The 17,978-nt window shown below is 50.6% G+C and carries 12 protein-coding genes and 1 pseudogene; all 13 read right to left on the bottom strand.

Annotation, left to right across the window (positions count from 1 at the left end; all coding sequences use genetic code 11):
* Window positions 1–78: 78 nt before the first annotated feature.
* The 13 genes and pseudogenes from fliF to fliW all read right to left on the bottom strand — a co-directional run bounded on the left by fliF (window position 79) and on the right by fliW (window position 17,884).
* The gene (fliF, locus tag ACQ0MK_RS12625; RefSeq protein WP_430472914.1) at window positions 79–1,680 is read right to left on the bottom strand and encodes a flagellar basal-body MS-ring/collar protein FliF; all 1,602 of its coding nucleotides are present in this window, start codon (window positions 1,678–1,680) and stop codon (window positions 79–81) included.
* 355 nt (window positions 1,681–2,035) lie between these two features.
* Window positions 2,036–3,775, bottom strand: a complete 1,740-nt coding sequence (locus ACQ0MK_RS12620) for a flagellar hook protein FlgE (protein ID WP_430472913.1) — start codon at window positions 3,773–3,775, stop codon at window positions 2,036–2,038.
* A gap of 90 nt (window positions 3,776–3,865) precedes the next feature.
* Window positions 3,866–5,602, bottom strand: coding sequence for a flagellar hook protein FlgE (locus ACQ0MK_RS12615; RefSeq protein WP_430472912.1), 1,737 nt, complete (start codon window positions 5,600–5,602; stop codon window positions 3,866–3,868).
* A 50-nt stretch (window positions 5,603–5,652) separates the two neighbouring features.
* On the bottom strand, window positions 5,653–6,414 hold the full coding sequence (locus tag ACQ0MK_RS12610; protein WP_430472911.1) for a flagellar hook assembly protein FlgD: 762 nt from the start codon (window positions 6,412–6,414) through the stop codon (window positions 5,653–5,655).
* A 21-nt stretch (window positions 6,415–6,435) separates the two neighbouring features.
* Window positions 6,436–8,052 (bottom strand): flagellar hook-length control protein FliK, encoded by a 1,617-nt coding sequence (locus tag ACQ0MK_RS12605; RefSeq protein WP_430472910.1) that lies wholly within the window; start codon window positions 8,050–8,052, stop codon window positions 6,436–6,438.
* A gap of 285 nt (window positions 8,053–8,337) precedes the next feature.
* On the bottom strand, window positions 8,338–8,847 hold the full coding sequence (fliS, locus tag ACQ0MK_RS12600; protein ID WP_430472909.1) for a flagellar export chaperone FliS: 510 nt from the start codon (window positions 8,845–8,847) through the stop codon (window positions 8,338–8,340).
* A gap of 57 nt (window positions 8,848–8,904) precedes the next feature.
* Window positions 8,905–10,674 carry a flagellar filament capping protein FliD gene (fliD, locus tag ACQ0MK_RS12595; RefSeq protein WP_430472908.1) on the bottom strand — a complete coding sequence of 590 codons (1,770 nt, stop codon included), beginning with the start codon at window positions 10,672–10,674 and terminating at the stop codon, window positions 8,905–8,907.
* A gap of 108 nt (window positions 10,675–10,782) precedes the next feature.
* Window positions 10,783–11,151 (bottom strand): flagellar protein FlaG, encoded by a 369-nt coding sequence (locus ACQ0MK_RS12590; protein ID WP_430472907.1) that lies wholly within the window; start codon window positions 11,149–11,151, stop codon window positions 10,783–10,785.
* Between the two features lie 84 nt (window positions 11,152–11,235).
* On the bottom strand, window positions 11,236–12,405 hold the full coding sequence (locus ACQ0MK_RS12585; RefSeq protein WP_430472906.1) for a flagellin: 1,170 nt from the start codon (window positions 12,403–12,405) through the stop codon (window positions 11,236–11,238).
* 333 nt (window positions 12,406–12,738) lie between these two features.
* Window positions 12,739–13,457: pseudogene (locus tag ACQ0MK_RS12580) on the bottom strand (IS5 family transposase); the annotation flags it as partial.
* Window positions 13,458–13,656: 199 nt separating this feature from the next.
* On the bottom strand, window positions 13,657–14,829 hold the full coding sequence (locus tag ACQ0MK_RS12575; protein ID WP_430472905.1) for a flagellin: 1,173 nt from the start codon (window positions 14,827–14,829) through the stop codon (window positions 13,657–13,659).
* Window positions 14,830–15,098: 269 nt separating this feature from the next.
* Complete coding sequence (locus ACQ0MK_RS12570; RefSeq protein ID WP_430472904.1) at window positions 15,099–17,396, bottom strand: tetratricopeptide repeat protein; 2,298 nt, start codon at window positions 17,394–17,396, stop codon at window positions 15,099–15,101.
* 17 nt (window positions 17,397–17,413) lie between these two features.
* On the bottom strand, window positions 17,414–17,884 hold the full coding sequence (gene fliW, locus ACQ0MK_RS12565) for a flagellar assembly protein FliW (protein WP_430472903.1): 471 nt from the start codon (window positions 17,882–17,884) through the stop codon (window positions 17,414–17,416).
* Between the last annotated feature and the right edge of the window lie 94 nt (window positions 17,885–17,978).

Here is a 17,978-nt window from a genome sequence, read left to right as displayed (position 1 = left end):
TCAAACTGCTAAACCGCCTTGAGCGACAAAAGGAAGGCAGCCACAGGGCTGCCAGTGAGCCGACGACTGTTCGGAGAATCAGGTCTCCTGATACAGCCAGTTGCGAATGATCGAAAGAGCTTCTTCCGGGTGCTTTTCCACGATCTCGCCGATTTTCTTGACCGAGGATGCTTTCACACGGCCTTCAACCTGCGACAGGTTGATCAGTTCTTCGCCGTCATCCATACCCGGTGCCATTGGTACTGGGGCAGGGCCGGCAAGGGCCGGGGTCCCATCTGCGGTCATATCATCAGACAAAAGCTGTCGCTGAGCCATATCGGCGGCACTTGGCAAGGTTTCGAAGGCACGGGTCAGAAGCGGGCGAACCACCAGCAGGATGACCAGAATGGCAACGATGGCCAGAACCAGCATCTCGGCGATGCGGAAGATTTCAGCTTTATCAAGCCCAAGGAAGGTTTCAATATCTTCATCTGCGAATAGATCGTCGGTATCAGCAAACCGCATATTGATGACTTCAACCTGATCGCTACGCTGTGGGTCATAACCAATAGCGCTGCGTACGAGGGCGGCGATCTTTTCAAGGTCTTCCGGTGCGCGTTCCTCATAAAACCGCTCACCATTTTCGTCGGTGGTGTATGTGCCATCGACCAGAACCGCCACGGTCACGCGGGAAATCTCACCGATTTCCTTGACCTGCGTGGTGGTAGTTTTCGAAATCTCATAGTTCACCGTTTCTTCGGAACGGTTTTCCTGACTTTGGGTTCCAGAACCAGCCCCGCCACCAAAGTTGGCATCTGGTAGATTGTTCTGAAGCGTTACAGGGTCAGTACCCTCTGTTTCGGAGTTAGTTGCATTCTCTTCAATGGTCTGGCTGGACCGAACAACCCGTTCATCAGGGTCATAGCGTTCATTTGCTGTGGTGACCTTGTTGAAGTCCATTTCAACAGAAACTTCGGCACGGACTTCGCCATATCCAAGGGAACGCGACAAAAGGTCTTCGATGGTGTTGCGCAGGCGGCTTTCGGTGCGAATACGCATTTCATCGGCAGATTGTGTCAGGAAAGTCGAAGACTGCTGTTCTCCATCGCCACGGGCCAACAAACGACCACGTTCATCAATGATGGAAACTTTGCTTGGGTTAAGCTGTGGAACAGCAGCAGCAACCAAATGCTGAATTGCGATAACCTGTTCAGGTTTAAGTTCGCCACCGGCCATTTTTACGGCGATAGATGCACTGGCTTCCTGAGTCTCACGCGAGAACATTTGACGTTTGGGCAGAACCAGATGGACGCGGGCCTGCTGGATCGACTGGATCGAGCTGATGGTGCGGGCAAGTTCGCCTTCCAGTGCGCGAACATGATTGATGTTCTGCTCAAAACTGGTGGCGCCAAAGCCGTCGGCATTGTCAAAAACTTCATAACCAACCGAACCGCCAGCAGGCAGGCCGCCTTCGGCCATGCTCAGGCGCATGCGGTTGACCTGATCGGCAGGTACAAGGATTTCAGTGCCGTTATTAAGAAGTTGATAATTGACCTGTTGATCTTCCAGACGGTTGACAATCTGGCTGGCGTCGCCTGGATCAAGATCACGATATAGTAGTTCCATATTCGGAGCGGAAACACGCAAGATCAGAAAGGCAAAGAACACAAGCAGCAATACGCCCACGCCACTGATAGCCATCAGGCGTGTAGGTCCCAGACTTTTGAATGTTTGTAACAAGCCGCCCACGTTCGACTGCTCCGAAACGAAATTTTACCACTGTCCCCAATGCGGGTCGGTCCATACGGAAATCGACCAGCATTAACAACGAATAGTTCTCCATGCTGAAGAACAGGTTAACAACCGGCAATTTTTGCCGAGTTGGATGATTCAATTTTGCCAGTGATTTGAATCATTTGTATCTTTGTTAGCGTCTTTCGCCAGCTCTTAATGTAGTGAGTCATCTTGTCAAAAAGAAGCCCGGCATGTGTGCCGGGCGAGTCGTTCAGCGGATATTTCACCGCAGGGCAGGTTAACACCCTGCAATGAAACCTAATTACCGTTTGATTCGAATAAGTTCGTCAAGCATCTCGTCGGTCGTGGTAATCGTTTTGGTGTTGGCCGAATACGCACGCTGGGTAACGATCATGTTGGTGAATTCTTCACCCAGATCGACGTTTGATCCTTCAAGGGCCGATGCCACAACGTTCCCTGCACCATTCAGACCCGGTTCACGTAACAGATAGTCACCCGATTCACGGGTCTGGCGGAATACGTTACCTGTGTGGTTTTCCATTTCATCAGCGGCTTCAAACGTTGCAATGGCCAGTTTGTAGACCGGGCGTTTGACACCGTTGGCGAATTCGACCTGAAGGAAACCTTCTTCGGTCAAGGCATAGTTCACCATGGTCCCGGCTTGCGCACCGTCCTGGTTGATGAAGTGGGTGGTGTAGCTGACAAGGTTACCGTTGGCATCAGAACCGGCGGCAAACTGGGTAATCCCGTTGCCAAGACCAATGGTGCCGAAATCAAGGTTGATCGCACTATCATCCGAACCGTTTGTCCATTCGGCTGAAATGTCCGCATCGGTCAAATCACCGGCGGTCCCAACTGTGACCGCCCCAATGGTCGCGGCAACCCCGGTAAAGGTCTGAAGGTTGCCTGAACCGTCAAACGTAACGGTCCCGGCCTGGATCAGGCCGTTTGGGTGATCTGTGGAATCAAGTTGGCCAGCGGTCGTTTGACCGGTTAACTCAAAGCCCCAACGGTTTTGACCAAGTTTAACAACCTGCAAATTGACGGTGTGGGCAGAACCCAGCGAGTCATAGATTGTAACCGGCATCGTGTTGTCTTCGGCAACGGACCCTGATGCAAGATCACCCGCAGTATAGGTTGCTGATAGTGTGCCGGGAACAGTACCAAAACCTAATGCGGTTAGTGGGGTGCCCCCGGAGTTGGCGAGAACGACGTCTTGGTCTGCAAACGCGCTAGTAAGGGTCAACGTATCGTTGGTTCCGGTGGTTGTGGTCGTGGCTGAAATCCCGGTCACAGCACTAATGGCAGCGGCAAGAACTTCAAGCGTGTCACCAGTGTTGATCGTGATGGTCGTGGTTGTACCATTATGAGTGATATCGATACTGTCGCCGTTGGCGATGCCGGCTATTGCTGTCAAGTCAGTAGTATCATAGTCGATGCCAACCGTCGTCGACACGTCGGTTGCACCAACAACAGCGGTTTCATCGGAGTTCAAGTTTGCCCCAAACTCAATCGATGTGGTCGAAGCAGCTGCTGTCAGGATCGAGTTGATATCAAGAACCTGCAAATCGGTAACCGCGGAGCTGTTTGAGGTCGTCACGTTACCCGCTGTGTCAAGAAGCTGCCCGTCGCGATCGGTTGCCCAACCTTGAACATAGTAACCGGCGGTGTTGCGCAAATAACCGTCATTATCGGGTTTGAAATCACCTGCACGGGTAAAGAACAACTCGTCATTGCTGCCCGGCGACGCAGTATTGCGGACGATGAAGAAGCCATCACCGGAAATTGCCGCCGCCGTGGTTGACGAGGTTGCCTGCAGCAAACCCTGTTTGCTGATCAGAGCTGTCGGGTGGAACCGAACGCCACCCGGTGTATAGCGGGTGTCTGAAGCGGCCTCGGTCACAAGGGTCGAGAAACGCCCGATGGTCCCCTTATAACCGATTGTATTAAGGTTCGAGATGTTGTCCGAGATGACGCCCAGATTCTGAGACTGCGCGTTCAGGCCGGAAACACCGGATATCATTGCACCAAAAAGGCTCATCTTGGACTCCCGACAACCAAATAGATATGTCTGCTGTGTTGAGAAAAGAGATCATTGCAGGGTGGGTTAATACCCTGCAAAGAAACCTAATTACCGTTTGATTCGAATAAGTTCGTCAAGCATCTCGTCGGTCGTGGTAATCGTTTTGGTGTTGGCCGAGTACGCACGCTGGGTAACGATCATGTTGGTGAATTCTTCACCCAGATCGACGTTTGATCCTTCAAGAGCAGATGCCACAACGTTCCCTGCACCATTCAGACCCGGTTCACGTAACAGATAGTCACCCGATTCACGGGTCTGGCGGAATACGTTACCTGTGTGGTTTTCCATTTCATCAGCGGCTTCAAACGTTGCAATGGCCAGCTTGTAGACTGGACGTTTAACGCCGTTGGCGAATTCGACCTGAAGGAAACCTTCTTCGGTCAAGGCATAGTTCACCATGGTCCCGGCTTGCGCGCCGTCCTGGTTGATGAAGTGGGTGGTGTAGCTGACAAGGTTGCCGTTGGCATCGGAACCGGCGGCAAACTGGGTAATCCCGTTGCCAAGGCCAATGGTGCCGAAATCAAGGTTGATCGCACTATCATCCGAACCGTTTGTCCATTCGGCTGAAATGTCCGCATCGGTCAAATCACCGGCGGTCCCAACTGTGACCGCCCCAATGGTCGCGGCAACCCCGGTAAAGGTCTGAAGGTTGCCTGAACCGTCAAAGGTAACGGTCCCGGCCTGGATCAGACCGTTTGGGTGATCTGTGGAATCAAGTTGGCCAGCGGTCGTTTGACCGGTTAACTCAAAGCCCCAACGGTTTTGACCAAGTTTAACAACCTGCAAATTGACGGTGTGGGCAGAACCCAGCGAGTCATAGATTGTAACCGGCATCGTGTTGTCTTCGGCAACGGACCCTGATGCAAGATCACCCGCAGTATAGGTTGCGGACAAAGCGGCCGGAAGTGTTGCAAAGCCCAATGCTGCAAGCACACCATCCGGATCAGCAAAAGTCACGTCCTGATCAGCAAAAGAACCGGTAACTGTCAGTGTGTCGTTGGTGCCGGTTGTCGTGGTTGTTGCTGTGGCGCCCGTCACGGCACTGATTTTTGCCGCCAGACTTTCAAGCGTATCGGTGGCGGCGATGGTAATGGTTGTTGTCGTACCGTTATGGGTAATATCGAATGTGTCACCCGTCGCAATGCCAGCAAAACCGTTCAGAAGTGTGGTGTCATAATCGGCACCAACAGTGGTCGAGGTATCCGTTCCACCAACAACAGCGGTTTCATCGGAGTTCAAGTTTGCCCCAAACTCAATCGATGTGGTCGAAGCAGCTGCTGTCAGGATCGAGTTGATATCAAGAACCTGCAAATCGGTAACCGCGGAGCTGTTTGAGGTCGTCACGTTACCCGCTGTGTCAAGAAGCTGCCCGTCGCGATCGGTTGCCCAACCTTGAACATAGTAACCGGCGGTGTTGCGCAAATAACCGTCATTATCGGGTTTGAAATCACCTGCACGGGTAAAGAACAACTCGTCATTGCTGCCCGGCGACGCAGTATTGCGGACGATGAAGAAGCCATCACCGGAAATTGCCGCCGCCGTGGTTGACGAGGTTGCCTGCAGCAAACCCTGTTTGCTGATCAGAGCTGTCGGGTGGAACCGAACGCCACCCGGTGTGTAGCGGGTGTCTGAAGCGGCCTCGGTCACAAGGGTCGAGAAACGCCCGATGGTTCCCTTATAACCGATCGTATTAAGGTTCGAGATGTTGTCCGAGATGACGCCCAAGTTCTGAGACTGCGCGTTCAGGCCGGAAACACCGGATATCATTGCACCAAAAAGGCTCATTGTTCTTCTCCTGCAAGTACAGGGTGTTAATCAAATCCGGATGAGTGCCCTTAGGCAGCTTCGTCCTGCGCGTCGTTGTTTCCGGAACCGTTATCGGTTGTATCTGTGCTGCTCGCGCCCAATTTTACGTTGGTAAGCGTTGAGAACGGCACGGATACATCACCAATGCGAAGGTAAATGTCGGTATCGTCAATATCGACACTGTCGACAGATCCGATGATCCCAATCGCAACAGATGCCGGTTTGCCTTTTTCATCGGCAAAGGTGTCGCCATTTGCGGCCTTCGGTTTGAGGACAAGTGTGTAAGCACCTTCGGCCTGTTCAACACCACTGTTGTTCTTGCCGTCCCAGGTAAAGGTCTGGAGCCCGGAAACATCGGTGAGTTCTTCAGAATAAATCGTTGCACCGCTTTGATCCTGAATCTGCAATTCCAGACGCGGAACTTCAGGGGAAACATTGTATTTGTATTTAAGCTCGCCATCTTCTTCGAGCCAGTTGGTATCGCCAACGGCTTCGATTTCAGCACCGACATAAGACAGTGCCGAAAGCTGACGCTGCTGACTTTGCATCGAGATCAGGTCTTCGAGGTTTTTGTTGCTCTGAATACCTTGCTCTACCTGTGCGAACTGGCTCAGTTGGTCGGTGAATTTATCACTTTCCATTGGCGAAGTCGGGTCCTGATTTTGCAGCTGTGTCGTCAGCAATGTCAGGAACGTATCGAAGTTCTGAGCAAGCTGATTTGACGAACTGCTCGACGCGGCGTTGGTATCCGACGAGGAAAGTCCAACATTTGTCAGGGATGAAACGGTCATGGGATTTTCCCTCTACCTTCTCTAAATCCGGATATCGACAAGGCCATTGGGATTAATCCCATAGCCAATGCCAACATGTTCGGCGAGTTCAGCTCCGCTCAGGACATCGCCATCTTCCGGGCTACTGCCCTGATTAGCGGACATCTGAGATTGACCTTTGCCATCCTGACTTTGGCCGCCTTGATCTCTGTGTTCAAAGGTGAAGCTTTGACTGTCTGCATTCAGGCCGGCATCCTTAAGAGCCTGCTGCAATGCACGTGAATCCTGACGTAACAAGTCGAGTGTTTCACGTGTATCGGCCTGAATGACACCTTGGATACGACCATCGTGGCCGATCTCCATTTTTACATCCACACGTCCGAGATGTTCGGGACGAAGCTGGACTGAAATCTTATCAACGCCGTCACTGGCGGCGTTCTTGATCGAGACAGCAACTTGCTGCTGAACCTGTTGTGCCGGGGCATGGCGCGCAGTTTGTGCGGTTTGCCCACCGGTATTGGTTTGCTGCAATGTGCTGGTGGTGTTGAGTTGGCCGTTTGCCGCCTGCGTTGTAGCTTCGGTACCGCCAGTTGCGGTTACGGCACCTGCTGCTGCTGTGTTGGTTTGAGCAGCGGGATTGTTCTGTATGGTTTGCGTGCCAGCTGCTGCCATGGCCTGTTGGGCTGCCTGGGCAGTTTGTGCCGGGTTGCTTGCAGTTGCCTGTTGAGCACCGGCAGCATTCGACGACTGGCTGTTTACAGATGCGTTTGAAATTCCAGAGGTATCGGATTTGGCTTTGCCATCACCGCTCATGGAATCGATAACACGCGACAGGAACTTGTCTGATGAAAGCTCATCACCTGCTGCGTCGTCGGCACCATTCATCGCCATTTTGGCGGATGCGCCAGCGGCAGGCTGAGACAAGGCGGTTGAACTCATCAAGCCATCGGTTGTGGCTTCTGCAGATGTCGCGTTTGCCGCCATACCGGCTGAGTTTTGCCCCGCAGCTGCTGCATTAGAAGCAGAGCCCTGTGCAATGCTGGATTTAGCATTCGCCAAAGCAATTTCTTCGGGGGAGCCAGGAAGCGGGACGGAGGACTGGACAGTTTGCACTGACTGGTTAGGATCCGTTATACCAAGCTCTGTCTGGGAAGGATCACCAGCAGTATCTTGCGCAACATTGCCATCGTCAGCTTGTGCGACGTCTTTGCTATCGCCATCAGAGGCAGCGTGATCATCGGGTGCGCTGTCAGAGTTATCTGCATGTTCCATATCACGATGAACGCCATCGTCGTCAGTATGACCGGCGTCCAGATCATGATTATCATCAGATTTAGAATCATCGACCTTGGCATGGTCATCACGATGATCTTGATCCGCACGAACAGGTTCGTCATCGCGACGATTGTCGGATGCTGAATAGTCGCGATCAGTGTTGTGTTCGCTGCTACGCTTTGCGTTCAAATCGGCGCGGTTTTCGTCCCATGTACTCTGGGCAGATTTTGCCGCGTCATGTTTGATCTGACTTTTGCGCTCAGACCAGTTTTCTGTGACTGACGCCATTACATCACCAAAGCCCGAAGCCGCGCTATTGCTGGCGGGTGTACCGGGAATGGAAACGGTTGGCATAATGCTGTTTGTAATCGCAGAGCTGTTCATGACCTTGGTCCTTATGGAAACAGTGTCAGAACAGTTGCAAGCGGCGGGCCAGTTTTGATCGTTAATAAATTGTATAGATTTTCAGGGCGTTAGGCTGCATTCGCCGGCAGGGGAAAATTTTACCGAGAGGGGCGAACTTGATGAGCGGGCAAAAATGATCACGTTGCCGGGTTTCTTCAAGGTTGGCTTGTTTCTATGTCTTAAAACAGGGTCGCGTATGTGAAAAAGGCCCTCGAACAATCGAGGGCCTTTGAAAATCTAATCGTGATCGCAATCGGGCGAACCCTAAGCTGATATAGAAAGCCCAGGCTTAGGCGGCGCAACGTTTTCAGTATCAACTGCTGCTGAAGATTTAGGAGAAGATTCAGCGTTTGTAAAGTGTTGACCTTGCTGTGCGCTCATGACGGCCTGACGCAATTCACCTTCGCTTTTCTCGGCAAGCTCGGCCCATGCATCGCGAAGAGGGGTCAATAGCATAGAGACCTCAGCCGCAGCTTCAGGGTCATTATGACGATCAACATCCATCAAGCGAAGTAAGCAGTGTGTATAAAGCTGCTCAAGATTCGCGGCGATCTCCCCACCTTGGGCCATGTCGAGAGTGTTTGAAAGATGAGCAAGAAGTTCCTGGACATTGCAATTAGCATTGCATCGCGCTTGAATGTCTTTGCGCTCAATCGCGTTTTGTACTTCTTGTAAGCGAGACAAGATCTTTTCATACAGCATGAATACCATCTTGGCTGGTGTTGCTGTATTGACCTGTTGTTGCCTGTAAGTATGGGCGGCGTGTTCGTTCATACGACACTCCTTGGTATGCGGTGCGTCTCCGTAGTGTGCATGTATGGCAGATAAAAGTTAACTACTTTCTTTTCCTGCTGCCATCAATTCGTCGAGAGAACTCTGAATATTCTTCATTCGCGAAAGGGCTGCTTCCATCGCAATGAACTTATCCATCAGGACTTCACGTTGTCGCGCAAGGCTCTCGTCTATCCGTCCAACTTTATCCTCGTATGACGTATTCTGGGTTTCTAGATCCGCAATTGCTTGCGTAAGAGTCCCGTTTTCATCGTCAAGCATGGAGTCCAGTGCAAAGTACAGCTGTGATCCGATACCGTTTGTTGTGGTAACAGATGCGGTATCCGCTGCGTTTTTATCACCACTATAGAACAGACGAAGTCCGTCTTCCGTGACGATTGAAGAACCGGTCACCGTGGCGGTTAACCCTGCGGTGGTGACACCATTGACCGTAATATCATAGGTGACGCCATTGATAGCACCAGCAGCGGCATCAATGTTGAAATCGTAGGTCGCGGCACCTGTCTTGTTGCTAAAACCAGTCATCGAGACATCTGAATTGTCCGATGTTCCTTTGAACAAGAACAGTTCCATCACTTCGCTTGGGTTGTTCAATAGCGCTTCGTTCAGGGCTGTCTCATCAACCTCTAGCGTTTTTTCAAGGCTTGAGTCCTCGGTTGCGCCATAGCCCAAGAAAGAAATGCCGACTTCCGCAAGAACAGTGTAATCATCCTTATCTACCCGGTCCGTCACGCCATCCGCAAAGGTGCCTGCGATCTGTTGCAATGAGGCTTCTATGCTTTTAACGGCGGAATTTCCAAGAAGCACGGCATCGTCGGAGGCTTTGAATGTGGTCGGATCAACATAAGTCTTGTCGTTGATAAACGACTGCACGGCATTATAAGCTTCAACGAAGTCAAGAATTGCGGTTTTGGCCTGATTGAGGTCCTGCTCGACTTCTATTGTTACTTTTGTTCCAGGTTCTGCATCATAGAGACTGATCGACAGACCATCAATTAAATCGGAAAATTCGTTTGAGCCACGCGTGACAGCAATCCCATCAAGCTGGATCATTGCGTCATTTCCATCATCAATAACGTTTGTAGCGTTGATAGTTGTTGGGTCACTTAGAATGCCAAGGCTTTGCAGTACATTACCGCTATCGTCACTAAAGGACATGCGATTATCAACACCTTCTTCCGTGGAGGTGAGAATAATTGTACTTTCAGTCGCAGACACCTTCACAACAGATGCCTGAACACCTGTGCTGTCCTTGATGTTGTTAATTTTGTCGCGAATTTCTTGAAGGCTATCGCCCGCAGCAACTGTTACGGTCGAACTACCAGCCCCACCGGTCACGGTAAAGCTACCTGTTCCAGTGATCCCGGTTATGTCCGCGCTTGCCGCGACAGCCTGAGTATCACTAGACAGTTTATGCTTACTAGCTACTTGGTCAATTTCAAAGGTATAGCTACCGCTTTCGGCAGCGTTTGAAGCGGCAACACCGATCAAAGATCCAGCGGAGGTGCCGTCTGAGGAGGCAAAAATCGTTTTAGATTCGAAGATGTTTTTCGAATTGTCGAAGCTTGTAGCACCGTACAGGTTCGCCATCGAGTCTTTGAGCGTACCGACCAGTGTCTGAAGCTCTTTCAGCGCTGCTATTTTCTCGTCGTTTGCTTCAACACGCTTTTCGAGATTATCGGCCGGAATGCGACGGGCAGCAATCATCTGGTCGACGGTGTCGACGAAATCAATGTTAGACGAGCCACCAGACAACTGGACACGGCCGTTTTCGCCGACATAGATATTATTTAGATTTAAGCTGCTCATCGGTTTAGCTCCCTGGGCGTCTTCAGTTGGCTGTCGCTAGTAAGCGTGCTGTGCCACTATTAAATGGCCGAAGCAAGAAGCGTGCCTGCCGATAACCCAATCGCTTGATTAAATTTCTTCGTCCACAACGCTGCCGAGATATTCACGCATATGCGAAAATAGTTGCTGCAGCTCTTTAGACGGAAGTTCGCGCAGGACTTCTCCGCTAGCGCGATCCATGATTTTTGCAACAACACGACCTGTGTCCTGGTTGAAGTTTAATTCAACACGTGCATCGTTGTTTGCAATTTCGGGGATATCAAGATTAGCCAGAGCTTTTTGAAGTTTAAAGCCTTGACTACTACCTGATCCCTTCGACCCAAAGGTCGCGAGATCAGTTTGAGCTGAAACATTGATTGCAGGCGCAGAAGGGGTAGAAGAAGGCTTGCTGCTCTGTGCCGCTGCACTACTGGAAGTATATGTGTTGATAAGTTCCATCTGACCCTCCTGTGCCACGCTGGAGTAAAAGATAAACCGGAAATGGGATGAGGGAAAGCCCTCATCCCAACTCGGATATCAGGATTACTGCAGGAGACGCAGCAGGTTCTGCGGCATCTGGTTGGCCTGAGCCAACATGGCAACACCAGACTGAACCAGGATCTGCTTGGAAGTGAACTTGGTCATTTCGGCAGCAACGTCAAGGTCCATCAGTGTTGAACGGGCCGCTTCGTTGTTTTCTTGCGACGAGGCCAAGTTTTTGGCTGCGAAGTCAAGACGGTTCTGGCCCACACCAACGTTGGAACGTGCAGTCTGCAGAGTATCGATGGCGGTATCAAGACCGGCAATCGAGGCCTGAGCACCTGCAAGTGTGCTAACATCAAGGGCTGCAACACCAAGTGCTGCGGAGCTAACCGATGTCAGGTTGAAGGTGAGACGGTCAACTGCCGCATTGTTACCAGAGCCGATCTGGTAGGTCAGCGAAGCTGGACCGGTCTGGGCTGCAACGTCAAACGTGTTGTTGGCGGTGATGTCAGTACCAAAGGCGAATGCGGAGTTCAGGGTAAGCGTAATACCAAGTGCACCGAATTCAACGTCTGCGGTCTCGGCGCCAGCCAAAGCGGTAACACCAATGTCGTCCAAGTCAACCGACTGCGAGAAGTTCGCTTGGTTGGTGTTGGTCAGGGTCATGGTGTTGGTGGCGTTGTCGAAGGTGATCGAGATCGTATCAGCAGCTACAAGGCCAGCATCACTGTTGATTTTGAAGGCAGCAATACCGTCTGCTGCTTCAATGTTGGTACCAACTGCGGTAGGATCGACACCAAAGGTAGTCTGACCAGAAAGCAGTTGAATGCCGTTGAAAGAGGTCGAGTCAGCAACACGCGATACTTCGGCGTCAAGCGCCTGAAACTCATCGTTCAAGAAGCCACGTTCAGTGGTTGACAAGTTGTCAGATGCGGCCTGAACAGCCAAAGTTTTCATACGGGTCAAAACGTCGTTGATGGTAGACATGCCGCCATCGGCAATCTGCAGCATCGAGTTTGCCTGGCCAACGTTAACCGTAGCGGTTTTGAGAGCTTCAACCTGTGAATTTAGGCGAGCACCAATTGCCATGGAAGCAGCATCGTCACGTGCGGAAACGACGCGGGTACCAGAAGACAGTTTGGTAAGGGAACGGGTCGCCATTTCATCAGAACTGCTCAGATTACGGTGAGCAACGTTGGCGGCATAGTTGGAAATGATATTAAGAGCCATTTTATTTCTCCTACATGGATAGCTCGGAATAGCTTCTGCTACTCAAAACCTGGCGACATTGCCAGACTATCATCGAAAAGATCTTCCTGATCACACGATGACGGGTGCTTTCGTAAGTTGAAATATACTTATGTATGGCTTGGCTGTCTAGCAAAAAGTGAACAAAAAATTAATTTTATAAATCAATGCATTAGTCGATTTGTCGTGGAGGGGTAACGCCGTTGAGTCGAATAGTAGTCTGCTTAATTGCATAAAAATAGTCAATTCTGGTCAAATTTACGAATCGACTGATTGGGAGGCTGGCGGGCCAATCTCTACTAGGGTCTGGACTCAATTGGCCCAACATCTGATTGCGAAAATCCGGACCATATTAAGGAAGTTTTCTGCTGACTTTTCGTATCGGATAGTCAGCCGCCTCATATCCTTCATACGGCAGAAGAAACGCTCAACAAGATTGCGTTTGGCGTAAAGACCCGCGTCATGAGGGATAGGCTTTCTAGCATTTGCCTTGGCGGGGATCACTGGCAAGGCACCTTCATCCTCTATCTCCCGACGGATACGTGCACTGCCATAGGCCTTGTCGGCGACAATGGCCAATGGTGGTTTTGTCCAATTCAGGAAGCAGTCGATCATCTTGCTGTCATGGAGTTGTCCGCCACTGATCGCAAGGCGTAACGGGCGACCGAGTACATCTACAGCGGCGTGAACTTTACTTGTCCTGCCGCCGCGTGAGCGTCCAATACCCTCTGCCAGTTCCCCTTTTTTGAACCAGCCGCGGCGCGGTGAGCCTTCACTATTGAACTGTCGATAAAGACAAGCGCATCTTCATGTTCTGATGCTAGGGCCTCGAATATCTCGCGCCATATGCCGCGCTCTCCCCAGCGGACATAACGATTATAGACTGTCGTAGGCGGACCATATCTTCCTGGAAGATCCCGCCAGGGCGCGCCGGTTCGAAGAATGTAGAAGATGCCATTAAGAACTGTTCTGTCGTCCCGCCGTTTCGGCCCACGACCGTCAATAGGAAGAAGCGGAGCAATGATCGTCCATTCTTTATCGCTCAAATCAAATCGTGCCATGTGATAACTCCCTTTCCCAAAGGATGAATCACATTCCGACTATAAATTTCAAGCGTTCCAATTGGGTTCAGACCCTAGTAGTATAAGGCGGAGATAATGAAGGAGGGCTCGTGTGAGAGCCCTCCTGTTATAATGTATTTTATTATTCTGCTTCGTTGTCAGTAAGCAGAGCTTAGCCTTGAAGCAGACGGAGCAGATTCTGAGGCATTTGGTTGGCTTGTGCGAGCATGGCGACACCCGACTGAACTAGAATCTGCTTGGAGGTGAACTGGGTCATCTCCGAGGCAACATCAAGATCCATCAATGTCGAACGGGCCGCTTCATTATTTTCTTGCGACGAAGCCAAATTTTTGGCTGCGAAGTCAAGACGGTTCTGGCCCACACCAACGTTAGAGCGTGCTGTTTGCAAGGTGTCAATCGCGGTGTCGACGCCGGTTATGGCGGCCTGAGCACCTGCAAGCGTGCTAACATCAAGGGCTGCAACACCAAGTGCTGCTGAGCTAACCGATGTCAGGTTGAAGGTAAGACGGTCAACCGCTGCATTGTTGCCAGAGCCAATTTGATAGGTCAGCGATGCCGGGCCGGTCTGGGCTGCAACGTCAAACGTGTTGTTGGCGGTGATATCTGTGCCGAACTGGAATGCGGAGTTCAGCGTAATCGTAATGCCAAGTGCACCGAATTCAACGTCTGCGGTCTGAGCACCAGCCAAAGCGGTAACACCAATGTCGTCCAAGTCAACCGACTGCGAGAAGTTCGCTTGATCGGTGTTGGTCAGGGTCATGGTGTTGGTCGCGTTGTCGAATGTAATCGAGATCGTATCAGCAGCTACAAGGCCCGCATCACTGTTGATGGTGAAGGCTGCAATACCGTCGGCGGCTTCAATGTTGGTTCCGACGGCAGCCGGATCTACACCAAAGGTCGTCTGACCAGAAAGCAAATTGACGCCGTTAAAGGACGTTGAGTCCGCAACACGGGAGACTTCTTGGTCGAGTGCCTGGAACTCGTCATTCAGGAAGCCACGCTCGGTGGTTGACAAGTTGTCTGATGCTGCCTGAACCGCCAAAGTTTTCATCCGGGTCAAGACATCGTTGATTGTTGACATGCCGCCATCGGCGATCTGGAGCATCGAATTTGCTTGCCCAACGTTGACCGTGGCTGTTTTAAGCGCCTCCACCTGTGAATTCAGGCGGGCACCAATTGCCATCGAGGCCGCATCGTCGCGTGCAGAGACAACGCGTGTGCCTGATGAAAGTTTGGAAAGCGAACGTGTCGCCATTTCATCTGAATTGCTCAGGTTGCGGTGAGCAACGTTGGCGGCATAGTTGGAAATGATATTGAGAGCCATCTTTCTATTCCTACGTTAGTTGCGTGCGACGGTCTTCACTTGTTACCAGTGCATCACCGGGCTGTGTGGCAATTCGGAATCTGTCCCCAAGCCCGCTGCTCAGAATGCAATCCTGAGTGTTATCGTACTATCTGGAGGTGGTGAACGCAATAGTTGTGCCAGTTTTAGGATTTAAGTGTTGTATAGCTTGGATTTCGTTATACTAAAGAAAATCATAATGTTGTGTTGTTGAGCCGTGCCAACTTACCCATGAAAGTTGTGGGCAAAATTTACCGTGCAGTTTTGCGACACCAGAACTGGTACATGCCCCTGAAGGTATCAGGAAAGCGTTCTTCAAACCTATGCCACCGATTAAGCACTAGGCTTGGGGGGCATTCAGGGTTCTCTTTTCTAAATTGAACCAGTGTTTGTGGTGTTGGCGTTTCAAATCCGATAAATTCTAATCCCAATGTATCTAGGGCGCGCGCAATTTTCGGAATGGTGAAGCGATGTTCCTGTACGTGAAAAATTAAGTCTCTGCAAGGGCTTAGGCTGTAAAAGTCGCCTCGCATACAAAGTTGTATCAGTTCAGGGTCACCTTTTTCAGCAGCCGCGACGATATCTTGCCGGCAACGTCGGATTTCGGATGCGGAGGCACCATAGCCCCCTTGTTCGATGAAGTTACGGGCGGCAATAATGTCTGGTCGGCCCTTCTCGCTATACAAGCCGATTTTCATGAGGCCGTTATCACGCAGAAGGCTTACCAAAACCTCCCATCCTTTAAGTGGCTCGGCCATATGATGAAGAACGCCGCCGCATTCAATCATATCAAACGTTTTGCCAATCTTGCCGAGTTGGAGGATGTCGCCCTGAATGTATTCAATGTTTTTCAAGCCCATCTCGCGTGTTTTACGGAACGCGTAAGAAAGGCTTCCAAGACTGAGATCGACAGCAGTTACTTTCGTGCCTGAAAACCGTGATGCAGCCTGAATGGCATGTTGACCGGTTCCGCAACCTGCAACGAGAGTATCCGGAGCCTGCGGTGCAGTGTACTCATCCAGCTTGAAAGAAAGAGGCGGGGCACAGAGCACATCTTTTATGGGTTTCGGTGTCAGACGAGATGTGTGAACCCAGCGAGGATAAGGATTTTCCTCGTATTGTGCGCGAACGCTTTGCGATGTGGCATCTTGTATTTCTGTGATTTGTGGGATTGTCTCGCTCAATTCTCTTTCAGTCGCAGGTTCAGTGACTTGTAAGCGGTAGGCTTGTGATATTTGACCATCATTCTCAGGAACTGGTATGTCCGATTTCCACGGGATATTTTTTAGCGGTTCGTAACAGCCGACGAGCAACCATAAATATGGCGAAATATCTTGATTTCGTGCAAACAGATCTTCTATTCGGTATTTCAGATCTTCAAGATTCCCTTGTTCTTCTTCGTCGATGGTGTAGGCATATTCATTGATAAAACACTGTTGTGCCAGAGCCGCGATGAAATCAATCTCGTTGTGGAGATCCTCGCCCTGCGACATTTTGGACAGCAAAGCCCGGCGAAGGGCGGTCAAAAGCCGTTCGATGCGTAAGTCTGCAATCGGTACGCGGGCCAGCAAGCGCATGAAAAGTTGAGACTGCGTTAGAATCTTTATATCACTCAGAAATGAAGGAGCATCACCCGACATCGTATCGGACGTGTCAAGAAGGCGTGTAAACTCCTCGCGATGCCGTAAGGCACTGACGATCGGGAACATCAGAGTTGCTGGTGACAAATCATTCTTTTCGAGAAGTGCCAGCAAGGAAGTTTCGAGGTCATCATTTGTGCTGGAAAAGGTCATGCCTGAAACGCAATCACTGAAGGCTGTCCAGTGGCGATCTTCACCTGGGCAGAAATTTGTCGCTTGGCTATGAAGTTTTAGAGCTTCTTGATGACGTGACAGGAATTGTAGTGCGATGCCCGCCGACGTAAGTACATCAGCATCCATCGGATTGATAGCTCGCGCTTTCAGGTAGCTTTCAAGAGCTTCTTCGTATCTTTGTTGTTTGGTAAGGATATCACCAATGGCTTTGTGGCCTTCAGCGCTATTGGGAACAAGGCTTACTGTTTTACGATAGCAATCAAGACCTGCGTCTAGCTTGTTGTTGGAGGCAAAAAGGGCGCCAAGGTTTTTATGTGCAGCGGCATAATCAGGCTTTATCGCAATGGCGCGGCGATAGCTTTCTTCTGCATCAGCCGTTTTCGCCGTTGCATTTAATGCGACGCCCAAATTGTTGTTTGCTTCTGCGTTATTGGGAAAAACAGAGAGTGAATTCTGTAAGAATTCCACCGCTTTGTCATGTTGACCAGATTGCAGAAACGCCACTCCTAATAAATAAAGAGCCGTCGGTTGCTTTGGGTCCGTTGACAGGATTTGAGCATATGTTTTCACGGCGTTTGACAAGTCGCCGCTGGCATGATGCTTTTTCCCGACAGAAAGAAGATGTTGTACTTCTTCGGAAACTACAGGCAACGCGGCCGAGGGGGGCCGCGTTGTTGATTTCGAAGTATTTGATCGGGATTTTTTTTCGTTGCGTCGGCGTTCACTTCTGTTCATTTGGTGCCTAGTCTTTATTAAAGGTCCAATTGTACAGGGTAGCGATCATTGCGCATGACATGCTGCCAAGCTACTTGGCGTCCTGTATCAACAATGATCGGCGCACGTACATTGGTTGACATCGTAACGCCTTTTCCGCCTGGCGCACTGCGAATGGTAACAACCATCAAGATTGCCATGTCTGAAGCGCTGATCGCGAGGCTTTTCTGCGCAACCACCAAATCTTTATCATCATAAACATCGCTTTCCATATTATATGGCGCAACGAAGAAAGACAGATTGGCATCTGTCAGGCTTTGATAAAGTTTGAACTGATCAAGGGCCGCATTTGGGATGTTGGCCAACCCAAAGACGTGATGGTCCGGAAAGCCAAGAAGGCCCACAGGCATATAAATGCCTTTATCCCAACTGAATTCAATGTCGCCAAAGCGTGTTTCCACGGTGACCGATTCAGGTGTTTCGTTTTCGGCGACGTTTTCGGTTTCCATATCCCGTGATACTCCGACGGTCGAAAGGTTTTGTCTGAACGCTGTGTTGAAAGTATTAGGCCAGCAAAACAGTTAAAAATACATTTCACTAATC

The sequence above is a fragment of the Thalassospira lucentensis genome, assembly GCF_050516545.1.
Taxonomy (GTDB): Bacteria; Pseudomonadota; Alphaproteobacteria; order Rhodospirillales; family Thalassospiraceae; genus Thalassospira; species Thalassospira lucentensis_C.
Note: the sequence above shows the minus strand (reverse complement) of the source record. Positions and strands in the feature narration are given on the sequence as shown.